The 22,562-nt window shown below is 61.6% G+C and carries 21 protein-coding genes; 10 read left to right on the top strand and 11 right to left on the bottom strand.

The window, feature by feature from the left end; all coding sequences use genetic code 11:
• Positions 1 to 53: 53 nt before the first annotated feature.
• The 5 genes from miaB to lnt all read left to right on the top strand — a co-directional run bounded on the left by miaB (position 54) and on the right by lnt (position 5,380).
• Positions 54 to 1,382 carry a tRNA (N6-isopentenyl adenosine(37)-C2)-methylthiotransferase MiaB gene (gene miaB, locus AC1RMX_RS21595; RefSeq protein ID WP_015096961.1) on the top strand — a complete coding sequence of 443 codons (1,329 nt, stop codon included), beginning with the start codon at positions 54 to 56 and terminating at the stop codon, positions 1,380 to 1,382.
• A 123-nt stretch (positions 1,383 to 1,505) separates the two neighbouring features.
• The gene (locus tag AC1RMX_RS21590; protein WP_192559071.1) at positions 1,506 to 2,510 is read left to right on the top strand and encodes a PhoH family protein; all 1,005 of its coding nucleotides are present in this window, start codon (positions 1,506 to 1,508) and stop codon (positions 2,508 to 2,510) included.
• A complete protein-coding gene (gene ybeY, locus AC1RMX_RS21585; protein ID WP_273536415.1) occupies positions 2,503 to 2,997 on the top strand; it encodes an rRNA maturation RNase YbeY in 495 nt (164 codons plus the stop codon). The genes AC1RMX_RS21590 and ybeY overlap by 8 nt, the downstream gene beginning before the upstream one ends.
• A 5-nt stretch (positions 2,998 to 3,002) precedes the next feature.
• Entirely contained in the window at positions 3,003 to 3,842 is an 840-nt protein-coding gene (locus AC1RMX_RS21580) for a CorC family transporter (protein WP_007909641.1), read from the top strand.
• A 14-nt stretch (positions 3,843 to 3,856) separates the two neighbouring features.
• Positions 3,857 to 5,380 (top strand): apolipoprotein N-acyltransferase, encoded by a 1,524-nt coding sequence (gene lnt, locus AC1RMX_RS21575; protein ID WP_493072964.1) that lies wholly within the window; start codon positions 3,857 to 3,859, stop codon positions 5,378 to 5,380.
• Positions 5,381 to 5,415: 35 nt separating this feature from the next.
• Here the strand turns inward: lnt and AC1RMX_RS21570 are convergent, their stop codons facing one another.
• Entirely contained in the window at positions 5,416 to 6,195 is a 780-nt protein-coding gene (locus tag AC1RMX_RS21570) for a YdcF family protein (RefSeq protein WP_493072963.1), read from the bottom strand.
• 104 nt (positions 6,196 to 6,299) lie between these two features.
• Complete coding sequence (locus AC1RMX_RS21565) at positions 6,300 to 6,623, bottom strand: hypothetical protein (RefSeq protein ID WP_096820794.1); 324 nt, start codon at positions 6,621 to 6,623, stop codon at positions 6,300 to 6,302.
• 254 nt (positions 6,624 to 6,877) lie between these two features.
• Here AC1RMX_RS21565 and leuS point away from each other — a divergent pair, with 254 nt between their 5' ends.
• From leuS to AC1RMX_RS21540, 5 genes are all read left to right on the top strand, one after another.
• Entirely contained in the window at positions 6,878 to 9,484 is a 2,607-nt protein-coding gene (gene leuS, locus AC1RMX_RS21560) for a leucine--tRNA ligase (RefSeq protein WP_096820793.1), read from the top strand.
• An 87-nt stretch (positions 9,485 to 9,571) separates the two neighbouring features.
• The gene (locus tag AC1RMX_RS21555; protein WP_096820792.1) at positions 9,572 to 10,177 is read left to right on the top strand and encodes an LPS-assembly lipoprotein LptE; all 606 of its coding nucleotides are present in this window, start codon (positions 9,572 to 9,574) and stop codon (positions 10,175 to 10,177) included.
• Between the two features lie 39 nt (positions 10,178 to 10,216).
• Complete coding sequence (gene holA / locus AC1RMX_RS21550) at positions 10,217 to 11,254, top strand: DNA polymerase III subunit delta (RefSeq protein ID WP_096820791.1); 1,038 nt, start codon at positions 10,217 to 10,219, stop codon at positions 11,252 to 11,254.
• Positions 11,255 to 11,393: 139 nt separating this feature from the next.
• A complete protein-coding gene (arfA, locus tag AC1RMX_RS21545; protein WP_007958672.1) occupies positions 11,394 to 11,558 on the top strand; it encodes an alternative ribosome rescue factor ArfA in 165 nt (54 codons plus the stop codon).
• Positions 11,559 to 11,619: 61 nt separating this feature from the next.
• The gene (locus tag AC1RMX_RS21540; RefSeq protein WP_096820790.1) at positions 11,620 to 12,942 is read left to right on the top strand and encodes a lytic murein transglycosylase; all 1,323 of its coding nucleotides are present in this window, start codon (positions 11,620 to 11,622) and stop codon (positions 12,940 to 12,942) included.
• Between the two features lie 48 nt (positions 12,943 to 12,990).
• On the opposite strand, the gene AC1RMX_RS21535 is transcribed toward AC1RMX_RS21540, so the two are convergent.
• The 9 genes from AC1RMX_RS21535 to mrdA form a co-directional block, all read right to left on the bottom strand.
• On the bottom strand, positions 12,991 to 13,938 hold the full coding sequence (locus AC1RMX_RS21535; RefSeq protein ID WP_096820789.1) for a S66 peptidase family protein: 948 nt from the start codon (positions 13,936 to 13,938) through the stop codon (positions 12,991 to 12,993).
• 174 nt (positions 13,939 to 14,112) lie between these two features.
• Positions 14,113 to 15,111, bottom strand: a complete 999-nt coding sequence (gene lipA / locus AC1RMX_RS21530) for a lipoyl synthase (protein WP_162130488.1) — start codon at positions 15,109 to 15,111, stop codon at positions 14,113 to 14,115.
• A 25-nt stretch (positions 15,112 to 15,136) separates the two neighbouring features.
• Positions 15,137 to 15,784 carry a lipoyl(octanoyl) transferase LipB gene (gene lipB, locus AC1RMX_RS21525; RefSeq protein WP_096820788.1) on the bottom strand — a complete coding sequence of 216 codons (648 nt, stop codon included), beginning with the start codon at positions 15,782 to 15,784 and terminating at the stop codon, positions 15,137 to 15,139.
• Complete coding sequence (locus tag AC1RMX_RS21520; RefSeq protein ID WP_007958664.1) at positions 15,784 to 16,059, bottom strand: DUF493 domain-containing protein; 276 nt, start codon at positions 16,057 to 16,059, stop codon at positions 15,784 to 15,786. Before AC1RMX_RS21520 ends, lipB begins: the two co-directional genes overlap by 1 nt.
• Positions 16,060 to 16,143: 84 nt before the next feature.
• Positions 16,144 to 17,301, bottom strand: coding sequence for a D-alanyl-D-alanine carboxypeptidase family protein (locus tag AC1RMX_RS21515; RefSeq protein ID WP_096820787.1), 1,158 nt, complete (start codon positions 17,299 to 17,301; stop codon positions 16,144 to 16,146).
• Between the two features lie 189 nt (positions 17,302 to 17,490).
• On the bottom strand, positions 17,491 to 18,501 hold the full coding sequence (locus AC1RMX_RS21510; protein ID WP_096820786.1) for a septal ring lytic transglycosylase RlpA family protein: 1,011 nt from the start codon (positions 18,499 to 18,501) through the stop codon (positions 17,491 to 17,493).
• Entirely contained in the window at positions 18,501 to 19,511 is a 1,011-nt protein-coding gene (gene mltB, locus AC1RMX_RS21505) for a lytic murein transglycosylase B (RefSeq protein ID WP_096820785.1), read from the bottom strand. Before mltB ends, AC1RMX_RS21510 begins: the two co-directional genes overlap by 1 nt.
• 17 nt (positions 19,512 to 19,528) lie before the next feature.
• Positions 19,529 to 20,632, bottom strand: coding sequence for a rod shape-determining protein RodA (gene rodA, locus AC1RMX_RS21500; RefSeq protein WP_085712360.1), 1,104 nt, complete (start codon positions 20,630 to 20,632; stop codon positions 19,529 to 19,531).
• Positions 20,633 to 20,663: 31 nt separating this feature from the next.
• Positions 20,664 to 22,559 (bottom strand): penicillin-binding protein 2, encoded by a 1,896-nt coding sequence (gene mrdA / locus AC1RMX_RS21495; RefSeq protein ID WP_493072961.1) that lies wholly within the window; start codon positions 22,557 to 22,559, stop codon positions 20,664 to 20,666.
• Between the last annotated feature and the right edge of the window lie 3 nt (positions 22,560 to 22,562).

Raw genomic sequence — 22,562 nt, 5'->3', positions numbered from 1 at the left:
GGACATGTTCCCTATAATGCGCGGTTCTTTGAACCACGTGACGACCCTATTCCATGGCCAAGAAGCTTTACATCGAAACCCACGGTTGCCAGATGAACGAGTACGACAGCTCGCGCATGGTCGATCTGCTGGGCGAACACCAGGCCCTGGAAGTCACGGCGCGCGCCGAAGATGCCGACGTGATTCTGCTCAACACCTGCTCGATCCGCGAACGCGCCCAGGACCGGGTGTACTCCCAGCTCGGTCGCTGGCGCGAACTGAAACTGGCCAACCCGGACATGGTGATCGCCGTCGGCGGTTGCGTGGCCAGCCAGGAAGGCGCGGCGATCCGGGATCGCGCCCCGTACGTCGACGTGGTCTTCGGCCCGCAGACCCTGCACCGTCTGCCGGAAATGATCGACGCCGCGCGCATCAGCAAGTTGCCGCAAGTCGACGTCTCGTTCCCGGAAATCGAAAAGTTCGACCACCTGCCCGAGCCGCGCATCGACGGCCCGAGCGCCTACGTGTCGGTGATGGAAGGCTGCAGCAAGTACTGCACGTTCTGCGTAGTGCCTTACACCCGCGGCGAAGAAGTCAGCCGGCCGTTCGACGACGTGATCGCCGAAATCATTCACTTGGCCGAAAACGGCGTGCGTGAAGTGACCCTGCTGGGGCAGAACGTCAACGGCTATCGCGGCCTGACCCACGACGGTCGCCTGGCGGACCTGGCGGAATTGATCCGTGTTGTCGCCGCTGTCGACGGCATCGACCGCATCCGCTACACCACCTCGCACCCGCTGGAATTCTCCGACAGCCTGATCCAGGCCCACGCCGACGTGCCGGAACTGGTCAAGCATCTGCACTTGCCGGTGCAGTCCGGTTCGGACCGGATCCTGGCGGCGATGAAGCGCAACCACACAGCGCTGGAGTACAAGTCCAAGCTGCGCAAACTGCGCGCTGCCGTACCGGGCATCTGCATCAGCTCGGACTTCATCGTCGGCTTCCCGGGGGAAACCGAGAAAGATTTCGAACAGACCATGAAGCTGATTGCCGACGTCGGTTTCGACTTTTCCTACTCCTTCGTCTACAGCCAGCGCCCAGGCACCCCGGCTGCCGACCTGGCCGACGACACCCCGGAAGAGCTGAAGAAAGAACGCCTGAACGCCTTGCAGCACCGTTTGAACCAGCAAGGTTTCGAGATCAGCCGACAAATGGTCGGTTCCATCCAGCGGATTCTGGTGACTGACTATTCGAAGAAAGACCCGGGCGAGTTGCAAGGGCGCACCGAGAATAATCGTATCGTCAACTTCCGCTGCGATAATCCGACCCTGATCGGCCAATTCGCCGACGTGCACATCGATGCGGCACAACCGCACTCGCTGCGCGGCTCGCTGATCCAGTAACACCGCAAGGAGACCCCGCCAGACGGCTGAATCGGTGCCAGGCTTTTTAAGAGCTTTCGCACCCAGGCCACTGGCGTTATCCTTGATTTCATCCTAATTGCCCCAGGGCGGCTAAATACGACCTTGAACGCACCCATAGAACCTCATCGTTTTATCCTCGAGCCTTTTGAGGCTCGCCGCTTCGCCAATTTGTGCGGGCAGTTCGACGAGCACCTGCGCCTGATCGAACAGCGCCTGGCCATCGAGATCCGCAACCGCGGCAATCAGTTCGAGCTGATCGGCGAACCCAAGCTCACCACTTCTGCGGAAAACCTGATTCGCCGCCTGTACCGGGAAACCAAGGGTTCAGAGCTGTCGCCGGATACGGTTCACCTGTTCCTCCAGGAATCGTCCGTCGTCGAGCTGGACAACCACGCCCCCGCCGAAGCCTCCGTCGCCCTGCGCACCAAGAAAGGCATGATTCGCCCTCGCGGCTTGAATCAGCTGCGCTATGTGAAGGAAATCCTCGGCAACGACATCAACTTCGGCATCGGCCCGGCCGGTACCGGCAAGACCTACCTGGCCGTGGCCTGCGCCGTGGATGCCCTGGAACGCGAGCAGATCCGCCGCATCCTGCTGGTGCGTCCGGCGGTCGAAGCGGGTGAAAAACTCGGCTTCCTGCCCGGCGACCTGTCGCAAAAGATCGACCCGTACCTGCGCCCGCTCTACGACGCGCTCTACGAGATGCTCGGCTTTGAATACGTGGCCAAGCTGATCGAGCGTCAGGTGATCGAAGTCGCGCCGCTGGCTTACATGCGCGGTCGCACGCTGAATAACAGCTTCATCATTCTCGATGAGAGCCAGAACACCACGGTCGAGCAGATGAAGATGTTCCTGACCCGGATCGGTTTCGGTTCCACGGCGGTGATCACCGGTGACATCACCCAGGTCGACCTGCCGCGCGGCACCAAATCCGGACTTCATCACGTCATCGAAGTCCTGAAAGATGTGCCGGGTATCAGCTTCACCCACTTCATGCCCAAAGACGTCGTGCGCCATCCGCTGGTGCAACGCATTGTCGAAGCCTACGAGCGCTTCGAAAATCGCGTGGCCGATGAAACACCGAAGGACAATCGCCACGATGCTTGAGCTTGACCTGCAAATCGCGACCGAAGCGTCTGCGCCGACCGAAGCCGAATTCCGCCAATGGTGCGAACTGGCCCTGCGCCAGCGCACCGCCGATTCGGAAATGACCATTCGTCTGGTCGACGAAGAAGAAGGCCGCGAACTGAATCACACCTGGCGCCACAAGGATTACGCGACCAACGTCCTGTCCTTTCCCGCCGAAGTGCCCGACGAGTTTCTCGACATTCCATTGCTGGGCGATCTGGTGATCTGCGTGGCCGTGGTTGAGCGTGAAGCCGCCGAACAGGGCAAGTCACTCAACGCCCACTGGGCACATCTGGTCATTCACGGCTGCTTGCATCTGCTTGGTTACGACCATATAGATGACGAGGAAGCCGAGGAAATGGAAGCACTGGAACGCGAGTTGCTTGCCGAACTGGGTTATCCCGATCCGTACGCGGACGACGAAACCGAAACATCCCCTATCGTTACAACAAAGGATTCAGAGTAATCGCTATGAGCGAAGATCGATCGAGCAACGGGCAGAAGTCCTGGCTGGGTAAACTGACCCAGGCTTTTGCCCACGAGCCGAAGAACCGCCAGGAGCTGCTGGAGCTGCTGCGCGATGCACATCAGAACAAACTGCTGGACAGCGAAGCGCTGGCCATCGTCGAAGGCGCCATTCAGGTGGCTGACCTGCAAGTACGCGACATCATGGTGCCGCGCTCGCAGATGATCAGCATCAAGGCGACCCAGACACCCCGCGAATTCCTTCCCGCCGTGGTCGACTCGGCCCACTCGCGCTACCCGGTCATCGGTGAAAGCCATGACGACGTGATGGGCGTGCTGCTGGCCAAGGATCTGCTGCCGCTGATCCTCAAGGAGAACGGCGACAGCTTCAACATCAAGGATCTGCTGCGCCCGGCCACGTTCGTGCCGGAGTCCAAGCGTCTGAACGTGTTGCTGCGTGAATTCCGCGCCAACCACAACCACATGGCCATCGTGATCGACGAATACGGCGGTGTGGCGGGTCTGGTGACCATCGAAGACGTGCTTGAGCAGATCGTCGGCGACATCGAAGACGAGCACGACGTCGAAGAAGACAGCTACATCAAGCCGCTGCCCAGCGGTGATTTCCTGATCAAGGCCCTGACGCCGATCGAGAACTTCAACGAGTTCTTCGACAGCGAATTCTCCGACGACGAGTTCGATACCGTCGGCGGGCTAGTGATGAGCGCGTTCGGGCACTTGCCAAAACGTAATGAAATCACTGAAATCGGCGCCTATCGTTTCCGCATCCTGAACGCCGACAGCCGTCGGATTCATTTGCTGCGACTCACGCCAATCGCCCGGTAAATTTAAGGACTGAAATGCGCTGGACAACCCGCCCCGGCTGGCCCGGTAACCTGCTGGCCGTGGCGGCCGGTGCAATCACCACCTCCGCTCTGGCACCGTTCGATCTCTGGCCGCTGGCCTTGCTGGCGGTCGGCCTGTTCTATGCCGGCCTGCGCGAGCTGAGCCCGCGCCAGGCACTGGGCCGTGGCTGGTGCTTCGGTTTCGGCCTGTTCGGCGCCGGCACCAGCTGGATCTACTACAGCATCCACCACTTCGGCGGCGCGTCGGTGCTGCTGGCCGGGTTCCTGATGCTGATTTTCACGGCGGCCATTGCCTGGTTCTTCGCCCTGCCCGCCTGGCTCTGGGCGCGCTGGCTGCGTCGCAACGAGGCGCCGCTGGCCGATGCCCTGGCCTTCGCTGCGCTGTGGGTTGGGCAGGAAGCGTTTCGTGGCTGGTTCCTTACCGGTTTCCCGTGGTTGTACTCCGGTTATAGCCAACTCGATGGCCCGCTGGCCGGGCTCGCGCCAGTGGGCGGCATGTGGCTGGTGTCGTTCGTTTTGGCGCTGACCGCTGCACTGATCTACAACACACCACGCCTGCTGCAGACCGGTCGCAAAGGTTTTATCGCCGCGGGCCTGGTATTGCTGGTCGGGCCGTGGGTGGCGGGTATCGCGCTGAAGGGCCATGCCTGGACCAGCCCGGCTGGCGCACCACTGAGTGTTGCTGCGATTCAGGGCAACGTCGCGCAAAGCATGAAATGGGACCCGGCCGAGCTCAACGCACAGCTGGCGCTGTACCGCGACCTGAGCTTCCGTTCGAAACCCGTGGACCTGCTGATCTGGCCGGAAACCGCCGTACCGGTACTCAAGGAGTCCGCCGAGGGCTACCTGAACATGATGGGCAACTTCGCCGCCGAACGTAAATCGGCGCTGATCACCGGTGTGCCGATCCGCCAGACAGTGCGTCACGAGAAGCGCTTCTTCAACGGCATCACCGTGGTCGGCGAAGGCGACGGCACTTACCTGAAGCAAAAATTGGTGCCGTTCGGCGAGTACGTACCGCTGCAGGACATCCTGCGCGGGCTGATCGCGTTCTTCGACCTGCCGATGTCCGATTTTGCCCGTGGTCCTGCCGATCAGGCGCTATTGCAGGCCAAGGGTTATCAGATTGCACCGTTCATCTGCTACGAAGTGGTGTACCCGGAATTCGCCGCCAGTCTGGCAGCACGCAGCGACCTGCTGCTGACCATCAGCAACGACACCTGGTTCGGCACCTCGATCGGCCCGCTGCAACACTTGCAGATGGCGCAGATGCGCGCCCTTGAAGCCGGGCGCTGGATGATTCGTGCGACCAACAACGGCGTGACCGGCCTGATCAACCCGTTCGGGCAGATCACCGAGCGCATTCCGCAGTTCGAGCAAGGCGTGCTCTACGGCGAAGTGGTGCCGATGCACAACCTGACGCCTTACCTGCAATGGCGCTCGTGGCCGCTGATCATCCTGTGCGTGGTGCTGTTTGGCTGGGCGCTGATGACCAACCGGATATCCAAGACTCTGTGAAAACCCGCTCACTCCCGCGTTCTGCGCGGGAGTGATCAGTCGGCGCTGTCTTCCCCTCGGTAAAACAACGAATAGCCGATCTGCCCCACCGCCTCGTTCAACAACTGCCCGCTTTGCCAGATCGACTTGAACTCGGGCATCCAGCCGCCAAACGGCCGGGCATTGTCAGTGCCGAGGAAACCGACCGGCGCCGGCACCACTTCGAATCCAGCCTGTTGATAACTCCACACCGCTCGCGGCATGTGCCAGGCCTGGGTCACCAGCACGACACGCTTGACGCCCTCCGGCAACAGCATCTTGGCGCTGAAGGCGGCGTTCTCCCACGTGGTGCGGCTCTCCCCCTCCTGCCAACGCACCGTCACACCGAAATCATCGCGTAGCGAATCGGCCATCAGTCTGGCTTCGCTCGGCGGCGTACCGTAATGCAGGCCACCGCTGGTCAGAATCGGCAACCCTGATGCCTTGGCCAACCGCGCCGCATAACGCTGCCGTTCGAGTCCGATACCGGTCGGCTGATCCTCGCCCCAGGCCAGATCACCGCGCTCGCGACCGGAGCCCAGCACCACGATGGCATCGGCGCGTTGTGCAAGGTTTGTCCAGTCTTCCCGGGCCAGCGGCGGCTCGCGCTCCAGGGCCTTGGCGCCCCATTGCACGACCACCGGCAGACTCATCAGCAGGAAACCGCCAAAACCCAAGGCAAAGCACAGCCCCGCCAGTCGCGGCCGCGAGCGACGCAGCCACCAGGCGACGAGCAACAGCAGCAAGAGAAGGCCGGGCGGCAATAGAAGTTGTTTAATGAAATAACGAAAAGGCATCGAGCATCTCCAGAGATGCCCGAAGCCTAAGTGGGTTAGTACAGCGCGACAACCAGTAGGGTCGGATCCGCTGAAAAAGATCCGCTTTTTGACCTGCCATGCGTTTACTTGGCCTGCAGAGTCCGAACCTTGACGGTGTCTCTGCCGGGCGCCTTGTCCTTGAGCCAGATGACTTTGGCCGAACGGGGTGCATCGAGTTGCTTCACTGCCTGAGACAGATATCCATGGGTTTCACGCTCACTGCGATCCAGATAGGCCTTGACCAGTTCGAACTCGGCGGGGCTCAAGCCACGCAATTCCAGCTCCAGGGGGCGCTCGTCGCGCAGCCGGACAGCGGTTTTTGCAGCGTCCAGGGCCGTCCCCAGGCGATCGATCAACCGCTCGTACAACTCGGGTTTGGTAACGTTTTTTTGCTGTGACTCCACCATCCCTCACCTCATTGAAGATAAGACTCACTCCCCAGTTAGAGCTTAGCTTCGCTGCACAAACCGGCTGCACGCCGCGACCAACGGCCCTCGCCGCGATTTTGCCCGGTCAAACGGCTGCAATCAGGGTTTCCCTAGGCCAAGCGCGGTCATGTATGCTACGGCGCTTCCTGTAACTCCACTTCCAGCCCGTCCGGCCCGCTCCGGATGTCGCATTGAAGAGGATTAGGCCACCCCTATCCAGTACAAAAGTAGCCATGCACGAACAATATCAGCCCCGTGAAATCGAAGCCGCCGCCCAGTCGTTCTGGGACGAGCAAAAGTCCTTTGAAGTCAGTGAACAGCCAGGCAAGGAGACTTACTACTGCCTGTCGATGTTCCCTTACCCCAGCGGCAAGCTACACATGGGGCACGTGCGCAACTACACCATCGGCGACGTGATCTCCCGCTATCAGCGCATGCTCGGCAAGAACGTTCTGCAACCGATGGGTTGGGACGCCTTCGGCATGCCGGCAGAAAACGCCGCGATGAAGAACAACGTGGCCCCGGCCAAGTGGACCTACGAAAACATCGCCTACATGAAATCCCAGCTGCGCAGCCTGGGCCTGGCGGTGGACTGGTCGCGCGAAGTCACCACCTGCAAGCCTGATTACTACCGTTGGGAACAGTGGCTGTTCACTCGCCTGTTCGAAAAAGGCGTGATCTACCGCAAGAACGGTACCGTGAACTGGGACCCGATCGACCAGACCGTTCTGGCCAACGAACAGGTGATCGACGGTCGCGGCTGGCGTTCCGGCGCGCTGATCGAAAAGCGCGAAATCCCGATGTACTACTTCAAGATCACCGCCTACGCGGATGAGCTGCTGGAGAGTCTCGACGAACTGACCGGCTGGCCGGAACAGGTCAAGACCATGCAGCGCAACTGGATCGGCAAGTCCCGCGGGATGGAAGTGCAGTTCCCGTACAACGTCGACTCGATCGGCGAAAGCGGCACCCTGAAAGTCTTCACCACCCGTCCGGACACCCTGATGGGCGCAACCTATGTTGCCGTGGCTGCCGAGCACCACCTGGCGGCCCTTGCCGCGAAGAACAACCCTGAGCTGCAAGCGTTCATCGCCGAATGCAAGGGCGGCAGCGTCGCCGAAGCCGACGTCGCCACTCAAGAGAAGAAAGGCCTGCCGACCGGCCTGTTCGTCGAGCACCCGCTGACCGGTGAAAAACTGCCGGTCTGGGTCGCCAACTACGTGCTGATGCACTACGGCGACGGCGCGGTCATGGCTGTGCCGGCTCACGACGAGCGCGATTTCGAGTTCGCCCACAAGTACAACCTGCCGGTCAAATCCGTGGTTCGCACCAGTTCCGGTGAAACCAACCCGGCTCCGTGGCAGGACGCCTATGGCGAGCACGGCACGCTGATCAACTCCGGCGAGTTCGACGGCCTGGACTTCGCCGGCGCGTTCGACGCCATGGAAGTCGCCCTGATCAAGAAAGAGCTGGGCGCCTCGCGCACCCAGTTCCGCCTGCGCGACTGGGGCATCAGCCGCCAGCGCTACTGGGGCTGCCCGATCCCGATCATCCACTGCGATGCCTGCGGTGACGTGCCGGTGCCGGAAGACCAGTTGCCGGTTGTACTGCCGGAAGACGTGGTGCCGGACGGCGCCGGTTCGCCGCTGGCGCGCATGCCCGAGTTCTACGAGTGCACCTGCCCGAAATGCGGCCAGCCTGCCAAGCGTGAAACCGACACCATGGACACCTTCGTCGAATCGTCCTGGTACTACGCCCGTTACGCCTCGCCGCACTTCGAAGGCGGCCTGGTGGAAAAATCCGCAGCCGACCACTGGTTGCCGGTGGATCAGTACATCGGCGGTATCGAACACGCCATTCTTCACCTGCTCTACGCGCGCTTCTTCCACAAGCTGATGCGCGACGAAGGCCTGGTGAGCTCCAACGAGCCGTTCAAGAACCTGCTGACCCAGGGCATGGTGGTCGCCGAGACTTACTATCGTCGTGAAGCCAACGGTGCCTACACCTGGTTCAACCCGGCGGACGTGGAACTCGAGCGCGACAGCAAGGCCAAGGTCATCAGCGCCAAGTTGATCGCCGACGGCCTGCCGGTGGAAATCGGCGGCACCGAGAAAATGGCCAAGTCGAAGAACAACGGCGTCGACCCACAGTCGATGATCGATCAGTTCGGCGCCGACACCTGCCGTCTGTTCATGATGTTCGCTTCGCCACCTGACATGAGCGCTGAGTGGTCCGACTCCGGCGTGGAAGGCTCGCACCGCTTCCTCAAGCGCGTCTGGCGTCTGGCTCAGGCCCACGTGACTCAGGGCCTGCCGGGCAAACTGGACGTGACCGGCCTGAATGACGAACAGAAAGTCATCCGCCGTTCGATCCACCAGGCGATCAAGCAGGCCAGTCATGACGTCGGCCAGAACCACAAATTCAACACCGCCATCGCTCAGGTGATGACGCTGATGAACGTGCTGGAAAAAGCCGCCCAGGCCACCGAACAGGATCGCGCACTGGTTCAGGAAGGTCTGGAAGCCGTGACGCTGCTGCTGGCGCCAATCACGCCGCACATCAGCCATGAGCTGTGGAACCGACTGGGCCACGCCGAACCGGTAATCGACGCAGGCTGGCCAGTGCTGGACGAAAGCGCACTGGTGCAGGACAGCCTGACGCTGGTCATCCAGGTCAACGGCAAGCTGCGCGGCCAGATCGAAATGCCGGCCGCCGCAACCCGTGAGGAAGTCGAAGCCGCCGCCCGTGCCAACGAAAACGTGCTGCGCTTCGTCGACGGCCTGACTATTCGCAAAGTGATCGTAGTGCCCGGGAAACTGGTCAATATCGTCGCCAGCTAATTGGATCGGGCGCCGGGTTTGCCTGGCGCCCTGTAAAACCTTTCGGGCCGCAAGGTCGGCCCACATGGTTTCAAGGGGAGCAACACAATGATCAAACGCAATCTGCTGGTGATGGGCCTCGCGGTCCTGTTGAGCGCCTGCGGTTTCCAGCTGCGCGGCACCGGCACCACCGAACTGGCGATCAAGGAACTCGACCTGAGCGCCCGCAACGCCTATGGCGAAACCGTGACGCAACTGCGTCAGCTGCTGGAGGCCAGCGGCGTCAAGATCGTCTCCGGTGCGCCGTACAAGCTGTACCTGGCCGACGAGCAGGAGAACCAGCGCATCCTCAGCTACGCTGGCGCCGGCCGTACTGGCGAGTATCAGGTAAACACTGTGCTCAGCTACGACATCCGTGGCGACAAGAACCTGCTGCTCAAAAGCGACAAGCTTGAAGTGCAGAAAGTGTTCATCCACGACGGCAACAACCTGGTGGGTTCCGACCAGGAAGCCAACGATGCCCGCAACGAGACACGCCGCGAGCTGGTACAGCGCATGATGCTGCGCCTGCAACAGCTGACTCCGGCTCAGCTGGAAGCTCTGCAACAAGCTGCCAACGACCGGGCCAAGGCAGAAGCCGACGCCCTGGAAGCGGCGCAGAAGGCTGAAGCGGAAACCCCGCGTCAGTCGCCGCTCGAACTGCCGCAGCAGTAAGACGTTCGGGGCGCTCAGGCGCCCCGTTCGCCGTTTCTTATGAAGCTCGCTCCCGCCCAACTCGGCAAACACCTGCAAGGTGCCCTCGCGCCGGTCTACATCATCAGCGGCGATGATCCGCTGCTGTGTCAGGAAGCAGCCGACGCCATTCGCTCCGCTGCCCGTCAGCAAGGGTTCGACGAACGCCAGGTCTTCGCCGCCGACGCCAATTTCGATTGGGGCACGTTGCTGCAGGCCGGCGCCAGCATGTCGCTGTTCGCCGAAAAGCGCCTGCTGGAACTGCGCCTGCCGTCCGGCAAGCCTGGTGACAAAGGCGCTGCTGCACTGATCGAATACTGCTCGCGCCCCGCTGAAGACACGGTGCTGCTGATCAGCTTGCCCAAGCTGGACGGCAGCGCGCAGAAGACCAAGTGGGGCAAGGCGCTGGTCGAAGGTCAGCAGACTCAGTTCATCCAGATCTGGCCGGTGGATGCCAACCAGTTGCCGAGCTGGATTCGCCAACGCCTGTCCCAGGCTGGGCTGTCAGCCAGTCAGGACGCCGTCGAACTGATTGCCGCGCGAGTCGAAGGCAACCTGCTGGCTGCGGCGCAGGAGATCGAAAAGCTCAAGCTGATGGCCGAGGGTGGGCAGATCAGCGTCGAAACCGTGCAGGCGGCCGTGGCCGACAGTGCGCGCTTCGATGTGTTCGGCCTGACCGATGCGGTGCTCAACGGCGAACCGGCGCACGCCCTGCGCATGCTCGAAGGGCTGCGCGGCGAAGGTGTCGAGCCGCCGGTGATTCTCTGGGCCCTGGCGCGGGAGTTGCGCCTGCTGGCCAATATCTCGTTGCAGTACAGCCAGGGCACACCGCTGGACAAGTGCTTCAGTCAGGCGAAACCGCCGGTCTGGGACAAGCGCAAACCGCTGATGAGCAAAGCCCTGCAACGCTACTCGGCGCAACGCTGGGCGCAATTGTTGCTCGAGGCCCAGCGCATCGACGCACAGATCAAGGGTCAGGCGGCCGGCTCGCCGTGGATGAGCCTCAGTCGGCTGGCGCTGTTGATGGCCGGTCAGCGTCTGACCTTACCTGCCGAATGAAACCCGGGATCGCACACCGCGATCCCGTTTTTTGTACAGACCATTTCCTACAGAACATCCCGCCTTCTGTCCTATAGACAGACGCTTGACATCGGCAGATCATTTGCCGCGCAAAACCCACTCACTCGCGAGAACCCTCATGAGCAAAAAGCCATCGAAACATGGCCATAACAAGGCCAAATCCATCGTCGCCCAACCCCTGTTCCGCAGCCGCCAGGAACGCCCCACCAAGGGTAAGGGCAGCTACCGCCGCGAAGCCTTCCAGTCTGACAGCTGGGAGGCTTCTTACTTTCTGGCCGCTTGAAGCGCAGCACCCCTTCCTCATGTTAAGGTCTGCACCTGATTCGTATCCTCTGGACCTGTGCATGCCCCTTAGTCTTTCCCGTCGTTGGCCCTTTCGCCAACTGATCGCTGCCACAAGTTTCGTACTGCTTGTCGCCTGCGCGGAAAAACCCACCGCCGCCGACGCTCAACCGCTTCAGACCGCTCCTGTTGCCACGGCCCCCGCGATCATCCCGCCGGTAGTGCCGTCCGGTGACGACCTCGACCTGCAACCGACCCAGACCTTCGCCGAGTGGCAGGCCGGTTTCCGCAAGGACGCTTTGGCCGCCGGGATTCGCGCCGACGTCTTCGATCGCGCCTTTGCCAACGTCAGCTTCGATGCCAGCGTGATCCGTGCCGACCGCAGCCAGCCGGAATTCGCCCGGCCGGTGTGGGAATACCTGGATGGCGCCCTGTCGCCGCTGCGAGTGCGCAAAGGCCAGGCGCTGATCAACCAGTACGCCGACATCCTGCAACGCATCGAACAACGCTACGGCGTCGATCGCCAGGCGCTGGTGTCGGTGTGGGGGATGGAAAGCAATTTCGGCCAGTTCCAGGGCACCAAGTCGGTGATCAATTCCCTGGCGACCCTGGCCTATGAAGGCCGCCGCCCGGGCTTTGCCCACGCGCAACTGATCGCGGCGCTGCAAATCCTGCAACAGGGCGACATCACGCCAGAGAAGATGCTCGGCTCCTGGGCCGGCGCCATGGGCCAGACCCAGTTCATCCCGACCACCTACAACACCCACGCGGTGGATTTCGACGGTGACGGTCGCCGCGACATCTGGGGCAGCCCGGCTGACGCCTTGGCCTCGACCGCGCACTACCTGCAAAGCTCCGGCTGGCAGCGTGGCCAGCCGTGGGGCTTCGAGGTGCAGCTGCCGAGCGGTTTCAACTACACCCTGGCCGATGGTGCAATTCGCAAAAGTGTCGCCGAATGGCGGCAACTGGGTGTGATCCTGCCCAACGGCGGCCAGGCACCGGCCGGCTCCGAGCAACTGTCGGCCGCCCTGCTGCTGCCGGCCGGCTATCGTGGCCCGGCGTTCCTGATCCTCGATAACTTCCGGGCGATCCTCAAGTACAACAACTCGTCGTCCTATGCCCTGGCCGTGAGCCTGTTGTCAGAGCGTTTCAACGGCGCAGGACTGATCAACGGCACCTGGCCAAAAGATGATCTGCCGCTGAGTCGCACCGAGCGCATCGAGCTGCAAAATCTGCTGACTGCACGCAACTACGACGCGGGCACCGCCGACGGCATCATCGGTGCCAATACGCGTAAGGCGATCCGCAGTGCGCAGCAGTCATTTGGCTGGCCCGCGGACGGTTACCCGACGCACAAGCTGCTGGAAAGCTTGCGTAGCCAGTAAAAACAAGACCGCCGCCTCTTCAGGCGGCGGTCTTGTTTTGGGGTTCGGCTACCGAATCACCACATCCTGCTCCAGCATCAACTCCTTCTTCCCCGCATCCAGCCGAACCAGTGCCCCCATCGGCAACGTCAGGTTCGGATCACAATGCCCGCTGCGCCAACCCGACAGCACCGGAATCCGCAACGGTTCAAAGGTCTGCTTGAGCAGGCGGTTCAAGGCCTCGGTATCCACGCCCGCCACATCCCCGACCAACACGCCACGCAGCTTGGCCAATTTGCCAGCCAGACGCATCTGGGTCAGCAAGCGGTCGATCCGATACAGCGGCTCGTTGACGTCCTCGATGAGCAGAATCACCCCTTCGACGTCGATTTCGTAAGGCGTGCCCAGGGTCGCGGCGATCATCGCCAGATTGCCGCCCAGCAAACGCCCGTGGGCAATGCCGGGCTCAACCGTGGTCAGTGGGTAGGCCACCGGATGGCTCAATACGCTACCGGCCGTCAACTGGCCGCGCAGCATGGCGAAGAACGACGTCACCGTCGGCGGTTCCTTGTCCCCCAGCAGATCGGCATTCAACAGTGGCCCGTGAAAGGTCACGAACCCGGCGTAGCGACTGATGGCCAGATGCAGTGCGGTGATGTCGCTGTAACCGACGAAGGGTTTGGCATGGCGGCTCAGCAAGTCGTAGTCGATCCGGTCCAGCAACCTTGGCGTGCCGTAACCACCGCGCAGGCAAATGATTGCATCGACTTCCTCGTCAGCGAACGCCGCGTGCAGATCGTTGAGCCGCACCTCGTCGCTACCGGCCAGATAGCCATCCTTTTCGTAGACGCCAGGGAACACCCGCAATCCGTAACCCCGGGCGCGCATCCATTGAACAGCCTTTTCGGTATCCAGCGTGCCGGGGCCGGCTGGAGCGATGACGCCTATCAGCCCTTCCGACGGCAGTGCGGGGACAGGCTTGTGCGGACAAAGGGTGTGGGTCGGTCGAACGGTCATCCATGGATCTCCCTGTGTGAAGTCATGCTCACACAGTAGTCAGGAACGGCGACAAACAGAAGAGGCTCGGCTGCGCCGCAGATTGCAGGAAAAGTCAGTAACGAGTGTAGGCCGGGCAAAAAAATGCCCGCCGGGCGATAAACCCCGGCGGGCATTTTTTCATTCAGCGCTGAATCAGGAACCGAGCAGCTCGGCCTTGACCAGTTTCGCCTGCTCGTCGGCGTGGTACGAAGAGCGCACCAACGGGCCGGACGCGACGTTCTTGAAGCCCATCTTGTAACCTTCCTCGGCGAACCAGGCGAAGGTGTCCGGGTGCACGAAACGCTGCACTGGCAAGTGACTGCGGGACGGTTGCAGGTACTGGCCCAGGGTCAGCATGTCGATGTCGTGTTCGCGCATGCGCTTCATGACTTCGATGACTTCGTCGTCGGTCTCGCCCAGACCCAGCATCAGGCCGGACTTGGTCGGAATGTGCGGCATCATCTGCTTGAAGCGTTGCAGCAGGGTCAGCGACCACTGGTAGTCCGAACCCGGACGCGCAGCCTTGTACAGGCGCGGAACGGTTTCCAGGTTGTGGTTGAACACATCCGGCGGCTCGGCCGCGGTGATTTCCAGGGCGATGTCCATGCGGCCACGGTAGTCCGGGACCAGGGTCTCGAGCTGCACGTTCGGCGACAGTTTGCGGATTTCGCGGATGCAGTCGGCAAAGTGCTGGGCACCGCCGTCACGCAGGTCGTCGCGGTCAACCGAGGTGATCACCACGTACTTGAGTTTCAGGTCGGCGATGGCGATGGCCAGGCTTTCCGGCTCGTTGACGTCCAGTGGCTTCGGACGGCCATGGCCAACGTCGCAGAACGGGCAGCGACGGGTGCAGATGTCACCCATGATCATGAAGGTCGCGGTGCCGCCGGAGAAGCACTCGCCCAGGTTCGGGCAGGACGCTTCTTCACAGACGCTGTGCAGCTTGTGCTTGCGCAGCAGGCTCTTGATGCGGTCGACTTCCGGCGAAACCGGGATGCGCACGCGGATCCAGTCGGGTTTCTTCGGCAGTTCGGTGGTCGGAATGATCTTCACCGGGATGCGTGCAACCTTCTCGGCGCCGCGCAGCTTGACGCCCGCTTCAACCTTGGGACGCGGGGCCGGGCGCTCGGTCACGTCGAGCGTCGGGATCATGGTTTGCACTGCATCAGTAGTCATATCAGTCGATTCCGCCCGTCAGGGTCGTCTGCTCAGCATAGTCGAGGTGTTTGACGAGCTGCGCACGCAGCCGGGCACTTACCTCGGCAAATTCAATCGATCCTGCATGGTCGCTCAGCTGGGTCATCGCCAGCCCGGCGTAGCCGCAGGGATTAATCCGTCGAAACGGTTCCAGGTCCATGTCCACGTTCAGGGCCAGGCCATGAAAGGAACAACCGTGGCGAATCCGCAAACCCAGAGAAGCGATTTTCGCTCCGTCGACGTAGACGCCGGGAGCGTCTGGCTTGGCCACTGCAGTGACGTCATAGCTGGCCAGCAGCTCGATCAGGCACCGCTCCATGCGCGTGACCAGGTCTCGTACACCAAAACCCAGTTTGCGCACATCCAGCAGCAGGTACGCCACCAGTTGGCCGGGGCCATGGTAAGTCACCTGCCCGCCGCGGTCGACCTGCACCACCGGGATATCCCCCGGCAGCAGCAGGTGTTCGGCCTTGCCGGCCTGGCCCTGGGTGAACACCGGTGGGTGCTCGACGAGCCAGATTTCGTCGGCGGCATCACTGCCGCGTTCGTTGGTAAAACGTTGCATGGCATGCCAGACCGGCTCGTAAGCCATCTGGCCAAGCTCGCGAAAGCCCAGCGTGCCGGACATCACAACACCATGTGCACGAAACCGGTCGCCCGCAGTTCGCTGTTGATGTTGTACAGCTGATCCTGGTCGGTCGCGACGATGTGCAACTGGATGGTGGTGTACTTGCCGTTGCTGCTTTGACGCTCGTCCACACGCTCATCGTTGATCTTGGCGTGCTTCTTGACGATGTCGATGATCTTGTCTTTGTTGCCGACGCCCGTATCGCTGATCACCTTAACCGGATAATCAACCTGCGGAAATTCGATCTTTGGCGCCTTTACTTCGGTATCGGTCATGGCGTAACGGCCTCGTAAGCGTAAGCCCGGTAACGAACAAGGCCCCGCTCCGGATCGGAACGGGGCCATGCAGGTCAACTCGAATCAGTTGAACAAGCCGTAGAAGAATAGACGGATGCTATCCCACATGCGGCGGAAGATACCACCCTCCTCGACAGCGTCCAGGGCGATCAGGTCAGCGCTGTGCACCACCTTGTCGTCCAGTTTCACTTCGACTTTACCGATCACGTCGCCCTTGGCGATTGGCGCGGTCAGTTGCGGGTTCATGGTCATGCTGGCAGCGAGCTTTTTCAGCTGGCCTTTCGGCAGGGTCATGGTCAGGTCTTCAGCCAGGCCGGCCTTGACTTGATTGGTGGTGCCTTTCCACACCGGGGCCTGAGCCAGTTCGGTGCCCTTCTGGTAGAAGGTCTGGGTTTCGAAGAAACGGAAACCGTAGGTCAGCAGCTTCTGGGTTTCAGCAGCGCGAGCCACTTCGCTGTTGGTGCCGAACACCACGGCGATCAGGCGCATGCCGTCACGTACGGCCGAGGACACCATGCAGTAGCCGGCTTCGTCGGTGTGACCGGTTTTCAGACCGTCAACGGTCTTGTCGCGCCACAGCAGCAGGTTGCGGTTAGGTTGCTTGATGCCGTTCCAGAAGAACTCTTTCTGCGAGTAGATCGCGTAGTGAGCCGGGTCTTCGTGGATGATCGCGCGAGCCAGGATCGCCATGTCGTGAGCCGACGAGTAGTGCTCAGGGTTCGGCAGACCGGTCGGGTTCATGAAGTGGGTGTTGGTCATGCCCAGATCGGCGACGGTCTTGTTCATCAGGTCGGCGAAGGCGTCTTCGCTGCCGGCGATGTGCTCGGAAACCGCGACGCTGGCGTCGTTGCCGGACTGGATGATGATGCCGTGCAGCAGGTCGCTGACAGTCACTTGCGAGCCGACTTTGATGAACATCCGCGAGCCGCCGGTGCGCCAGGCGTTTTCGCTGATGGTCACTGGATCGTTTTCACCGATCTGGCCGCGACGGATTTCCAGCGTAGCGATGTACGCGGTCATCAGTTTGGTCAGACTGGCCGGTGGCAGACGCTGGTCACCGTTGTTCTCCACCAGCACGTTGCCGCTGCTGGCGTCCATGAGCACGTAGGCTTTTGCGGCCAGTTGAGGTGGCGACGGCATCATCTCGGCCGCGAAGGCGGCTGGCGAGAGGAGCAGCGGGACTAGCAGACACAGGCGTTTGGCAAAGGTGGTGATGTTCATCCGTCTCTCGAAATCGCTAATGGAAACTTGCCCGAGGGCAAAAACTAATCAAATAACCTTCTAACGGGTTATCGCGTGTTCAGTTGCTCACTCCAGTCACCCTTTGCCGGGCTTTTGTTCTTCGACGAGCCAACAACCTGGCTCACCCCCCAATCGCTGGTGAACCGTCAATCAAGTGCTACGTATTACTTACTCGGTGACCACGCTTGGCGAACCAAGATTGGCCGAGCGCACGCTGTTCTGTACCTGGGCAATTTCACCCGGCGAACCGATCGGTCCCAGGCGTACCCGGTGCAGGGTCTGCTGATTGCGCACGATCGAGCTGATGAACACCGGAGCGCTCACCATCCCGCTGAGCTTCGACCTCAGGAGTTCTGCAGCGTCCGGGTTGGCGAACGCGCCCACCTGCAGATACTGGCCAGACGCTGGTGCAGAAGCGTTTTTTTTTGCGCTGATCTGTACAGGTACAGTGTCAGAGGCATGTTGTTGCGGCGGTGGAGTCCACTGCTCGATGGTACCGGCCGAGGCCGTGATCACCGGCGCAGTATTCTGCGCGACTTGCGGCTCGTTGAGCATCAAAGGCGCCGGACGGCCCTTGGCGGCCCACCATTGTTGCGGGTCGATACCCTCGACCTTGACTCGCGCGGTGCCGATTTCGGCATAACCGAGCTTTTTCGCCGCAGCGTAGGACAGGTCGATGATCCGGTCCGAATAGAACGGCCCGCGGTCGTTGACCCGCAGGATCACGCTCCTGTTGTTGTCCAGGTTGGTCACCCGAACGTAACTTGGCAGCGGTAATGTCTTGTGGGCGGCGCTCATGCCGTACAGGTCATAGACTTCGCCGTTGGCGGTGTTCTGACCGTGGAACTTGGTGCCATACCAGGATGCAGTACCCGAAGCCACGTAGGTCTTGGATTCCTGCAACGGGAAGTAGGTCTTGCCCAGCACGGTGTACGGGTTGGCCTTGTACGGGCCGGTGTGCAGGGTCGGCGTGGCGTCCGGGATGCGCGACACATCGACGTCCCACCACGGCGCGCCATCTTTGTGGGCCCGGTTGATATCCAGGCCCGGCTGCGCGCGAACAGCAGTGGACGAAGTCTTCTGGCTCGGCGCACGGCTGGTCGAGCAACTGGCGACCAACACTGCCAACGCAGCGAATGCCACCAGCTTCAGGGGTTTGTTGATAGGCAATGCCTGCATTACTTGACGCCCCGTGCTTTTACCAGCTCTTCAGACAGTTGATGTACAGCCATGGCGTACATCACGCTGCGGTTATAACGCGTGATCGCGTAGAAATTCTTCAGGCCCATCCAGTATTCCGGGCCGTTGTCGCCTTCCAGGCGAAATGCAGTAACCGGCATATCATCGCGCAGCGCATCATGACTTGACCAGCCCAGCGCTCGCAACTCCCCGACGGTCTTCGTCGGTTCGATCCCGGTGGTCAAACCCTCATCCACCTGTTCGCCGCGCACATCGGCCCGACTGACCACCGGCTCGCCGGCCACCCAGCCGTGACGCTTGAAGTAGCTGGCGACGCTGCCGATCGCATCATCCGGGTTGTTCCAGATATTGATGTGGCCGTCGCCATCGAAATCCACCGCGTAGGCGCGAAAGCTGCTTGGCATGAACTGCGGCAAGCCCATCGCCCCGGCGTAGGACCCCTTGAGGGTCAGCGGGTCGACCTGCTCTTCACGCGCCAGCAGCAGGAACTCACGCAGTTCCTTGCGGAAAAATTCGGCACGGGGAGGATAGTCGAATCCCAGCGTGGACAAGGCATCGATCACCCGGTAATTACCGGTATTACGTCCGAAAAAGGTCTCAACGCCGATGATCGACACGATCACCTGGGCCGGAACGCCGTATTCCTGCTCGGCGCGGGCCAGCACGGCCTCGTGCTGGCGCCAGAAGTCCACACCCCGGGCGATGCGCGCGTCGGTGAGGAACATCGGCCGGTATTCTTTCCACTGCTTGACCCGTTCGGCGGGTTTGGAAATCGCGTCGAGAATCGCCTGCTTGCGCTGCGCCTCGCGGAACACCGCCATCAGCTGTTCGCCGGCGAAACCGTAGTCGCGGGTCATTTCACCGACGAATTCGGCCACCTGGGGCGAGCCTTCGTAATCGCCGGCCAGCGCTTCCTGCGCGCTGCCAAGGATGCCTACCAGGCCGAGCCACGGTGCGTATCGTGTCGCCCAGTCACGCATTACTTGCATTGAACTCTTCACCTTATTCAAACCTGTGCGATCCATTTGCGATGCGTATGGATCGACATCAAAACCCCAAACGCTGACAGCAGTGTCACCAGCGAAGTTCCGCCGTAGCTAATGAACGGCAACGGCACCCCCACCACCGGCAACAGGCCACTGACCATACCGATGTTGACGAAAACATAAACAAAAAACGTCATGGTCAAGGCGCCGGCGAGCAGTTTGCCGAACAGCGTCTGGGCCTGAGCGGTAATCACCAGGCCGCGACCGATCAGCAAGAGATAGATCAGCAGTAGCGCGCAAATCCCCACCAGGCCGAACTCTTCGCCGAGTACAGCGATGATGAAGTCGGTGTGGCTTTCCGGCAGGAAGTCCAGGTGCGACTGAGTGCCCAGCAGCCAACCCTTGCCGAACACGCCGCCGGAACCGATAGCGGCCTTCGACTGAATGATGTTCCAGCCGGTGCCCAGCGGATCGCTTTCCGGATCGAGGAAAGTCAGGATCCGTTGCTTCTGGTAGTCGTGCATGATGAAGAACCACATGGCGATCGCCACGGGTACGGCGGCGGCCAGCACGCTGAGGATCCAGCGCCAGCGCAACCCGCCCATGAACAGCACGAACGCACCGCCGGCCAGAATCAGCAGCGAAGTGCCCAGATCCGGTTGACGCACAATCAGAATGAACGGCACGCCAATCAGCATCAGGCTGATCCCGACATGCTTGAGCTGCGGCGGCAGCGTGCGTTTGGACAGGTACCAGGCGATGGTCGCCGGCATCAGGATCTTCATGAATTCCGACGGCTGGAAGCGGATCACCCCGGGAATGTTGATCCAGCGGGTCGCACCCATGGCGTTGTGGCCCATGATGTCCACCACCATCAGCAGCACCACCCCGACCACATAGCCGAGCGGCACCCAACGGGCCATGAACCGTGGTTCGAACTGCGCGATGACGATCATCGATACCAGACCGATGCCGAACGATGTGGCCTGTTTGGCCAGCAGGTCCCAGCTCTTGCCGCTCGCCGAATACAGCACGAACAGGCTGCCGGCCGCGAGGATCAACAGCAGAACCAACAACGGGCCATCGATATGCAGGCGTTGCAACAGCGTCGCCCGGCGACGCATCACATCCTCGCTGGAGAGCATGCGATCGAAATTATTCTTCACGGGCCGTAGCCTCCGCACTGATAGGGCTGGCGTATTCGGCCTTCAAGCGTCCGTCCTGATCCAGCAGCCAGGCGTCCATCACCTGACGCACAACCGGCGCGGCGACGCCGGAACCGGACTCACCGTTCTCGACCATCACCGACACCACGATTTTCGGGTTGTCGGCCGGTGCAAACCCCACGAACAAGGCGTGGTCGCGGTGGCGTTCCTGCACTTTGGAGCGGTCGTACTTCTCGCCTTGCTTGATCGCGACCACCTGGGCGGTACCCGATTTGCCGGCGATCCGGTATTGCGAGCCGATAGCCGCTTTGCGCGCGGTGCCCCGGGCGCCGTGCATCACCTGCTGCATGCCGTGATTGACCTTGTTCCAGTCCGACGGATCGCGCAGGACGATGTCCGGCATCGGATTTTCATCCTTGGGCCTCTCGCCTTCGACGGTCTTGGCCAGGTGCGGGCGGTTCCACACACCCTTGTTGGCCACCAGCGCAGTGGCCTGGGCCAGTTGCAACGGGGTCGATTGCATGTAGCCCTGGCCGATCCCGAGAATCAGGGTCTCGCCCGGGAACCACGCCTGGCGACGGGTCGCGCGTTTCCACTCGCGGGACGGCATCAGGCCTGGGGATTCTTCGAACATGTCCAGCGAGACCTTCTGGCCGATGCCGAACTTGTTCATGTACGCCGACAACCGATCGATGCCGAGCTTGTGCGCCAGGTCATAGAAGTAGGTGTCGTTGGACCGCATGATCGCTGTGTCGAGGTCGACGAAGCCGTCCCCGGTGCGGTTCCAGTTGCGGTATTTGTGATCGTAGTTGGGCAGCATGTAGTAACCCGGGTCGAACACGCGGCTCGACGCCGTCACCACGCCCGCGTCCAGACCGGCAATCGCTACCGCCGGTTTGATCGTCGAGCCCGGCGGGTACAGACCGCGCAGTACGCGGTTGAACAGCGGCCGGTCGATGGAATCGCGCAGCTCGGCGTAAGCCTTGAAGCTGATGCCGGTGACGAACAGGTTCGGGTCGAAGCTCGGCTGGCTGACCATCGCCAGCACCTCGCCGGTGTTCGGGTCCAGCGCCACCACCGCACCGCGTCGCCCGCCCAGCGCGGCTTCGGCGGCTTCCTGCAATTTGATGTCGAGGCTCAGGACGATGTCCTTGCCCGGCACCGGATCGGTACGCTTGAGCACCCGCAACACACGGCCCCGAGCGTTGGTCTCGACCTCTTCGTAACCCACCTGGCCGTGCAGTTCGGCTTCATAGAAGCGTTCGATGCCGGTTTTACCGATGTGGTGGGTGCCGCTGTAATTGACCGGGTCGAGGGTTTTCAGCTCTTTCTCGTTGATCCGCCCCATGTAACCCACCGAGTGCGCAAAATGCGCACCCTGCGGGTAGTGACGCACCAGTTGCGCGACCACTTCCACGCCCGGCAGGCGGAACTGGTTCACCGCGACGCGGGCAATCTGCTCTTCGGTCAGCTCGAACAAGATCGGCACCGGCTCGAACGGCCGGCGCCCCTGACGCATGCGTTTCTCGAAGATCACCCGGTCTTCCGGCGTCAGCTCCAGCACCTCGACGATCACATCGAGCACTTGCTGCCAGTCGCCGGAGCGCTCGCGGGTCATGCTCAGGCTGAAGCTCGGGCGGTTGTCCGCCACCACCACGCCGTTACGGTCGAAGATCAACCCGCGGGTTGGCGGAATCGGCTGGACATGCACCCGATTGTTTTCCGACAGGGTCGAGTGGTACTCGTACTGGATGACCTGCAGGAAATACAGCCGGGCAATCAGCACACAGATCAGCAACACCACCGCAATGGCCCCGAACACGACGCGGCTACGCACCAGACGGGCGTCTTTTTCGTGGTCCTTGATGCGGATCGGCTGGGACATGAG

The sequence above is a fragment of the Pseudomonas sp. GW822-FHT03F04 genome (assembly GCF_058801405.1).
Note: the sequence above shows the minus strand (reverse complement) of the source record. Positions and strands in the feature narration are given on the sequence as shown.

What these genes read in the sequence shown, in the direction of transcription:
- AC1RMX_RS21515 (WP_096820787.1), bottom strand. Translation starts at nt 17,301, where the DNA reads ATGAACATCACCACCTTTGCCAAACGCCTGTGTCTGCTAGTCCCGCTG.
- mrdA (WP_493072961.1), bottom strand. Translation starts at nt 22,559, where the DNA reads ATGTCCCAGCCGATCCGCATCAAGGACCACGAAAAAGACGCCCGTCTG.
- AC1RMX_RS21520 (WP_007958664.1), bottom strand. Translation starts at nt 16,059, where the DNA reads ATGACCGATACCGAAGTAAAGGCGCCAAAGATCGAATTTCCGCAGGTT.
- AC1RMX_RS21580 (WP_007909641.1), top strand. Translation starts at nt 3,003, where the DNA reads ATGAGCGAAGATCGATCGAGCAACGGGCAGAAGTCCTGGCTGGGTAAA.
- arfA (WP_007958672.1), top strand. Translation starts at nt 11,394, where the DNA reads ATGAGCAAAAAGCCATCGAAACATGGCCATAACAAGGCCAAATCCATC.
- AC1RMX_RS21540 (WP_096820790.1), top strand. Translation starts at nt 11,620, where the DNA reads ATGCCCCTTAGTCTTTCCCGTCGTTGGCCCTTTCGCCAACTGATCGCT.
- rodA (WP_085712360.1), bottom strand. Translation starts at nt 20,632, where the DNA reads ATGCGTCGCCGGGCGACGCTGTTGCAACGCCTGCATATCGATGGCCCG.
- ybeY (WP_273536415.1), top strand. Translation starts at nt 2,503, where the DNA reads ATGCTTGAGCTTGACCTGCAAATCGCGACCGAAGCGTCTGCGCCGACC.
- leuS (WP_096820793.1), top strand. Translation starts at nt 6,878, where the DNA reads ATGCACGAACAATATCAGCCCCGTGAAATCGAAGCCGCCGCCCAGTCG.
- AC1RMX_RS21570 (WP_493072963.1), bottom strand. Translation starts at nt 6,195, where the DNA reads ATGCCTTTTCGTTATTTCATTAAACAACTTCTATTGCCGCCCGGCCTT.
- holA (WP_096820791.1), top strand. Translation starts at nt 10,217, where the DNA reads ATGAAGCTCGCTCCCGCCCAACTCGGCAAACACCTGCAAGGTGCCCTC.
- AC1RMX_RS21535 (WP_096820789.1), bottom strand. Translation starts at nt 13,938, where the DNA reads ATGACCGTTCGACCGACCCACACCCTTTGTCCGCACAAGCCTGTCCCC.
- AC1RMX_RS21555 (WP_096820792.1), top strand. Translation starts at nt 9,572, where the DNA reads ATGATCAAACGCAATCTGCTGGTGATGGGCCTCGCGGTCCTGTTGAGC.
- AC1RMX_RS21510 (WP_096820786.1), bottom strand. Translation starts at nt 18,501, where the DNA reads ATGCAGGCATTGCCTATCAACAAACCCCTGAAGCTGGTGGCATTCGCT.
- miaB (WP_015096961.1), top strand. Translation starts at nt 54, where the DNA reads ATGGCCAAGAAGCTTTACATCGAAACCCACGGTTGCCAGATGAACGAG.
- lnt (WP_493072964.1), top strand. Translation starts at nt 3,857, where the DNA reads ATGCGCTGGACAACCCGCCCCGGCTGGCCCGGTAACCTGCTGGCCGTG.
- AC1RMX_RS21565 (WP_096820794.1), bottom strand. Translation starts at nt 6,623, where the DNA reads ATGGTGGAGTCACAGCAAAAAAACGTTACCAAACCCGAGTTGTACGAG.
- lipA (WP_162130488.1), bottom strand. Translation starts at nt 15,111, where the DNA reads ATGATCCCGACGCTCGACGTGACCGAGCGCCCGGCCCCGCGTCCCAAG.
- lipB (WP_096820788.1), bottom strand. Translation starts at nt 15,784, where the DNA reads ATGTCCGGCACGCTGGGCTTTCGCGAGCTTGGCCAGATGGCTTACGAG.
- mltB (WP_096820785.1), bottom strand. Translation starts at nt 19,511, where the DNA reads ATGCAAGTAATGCGTGACTGGGCGACACGATACGCACCGTGGCTCGGC.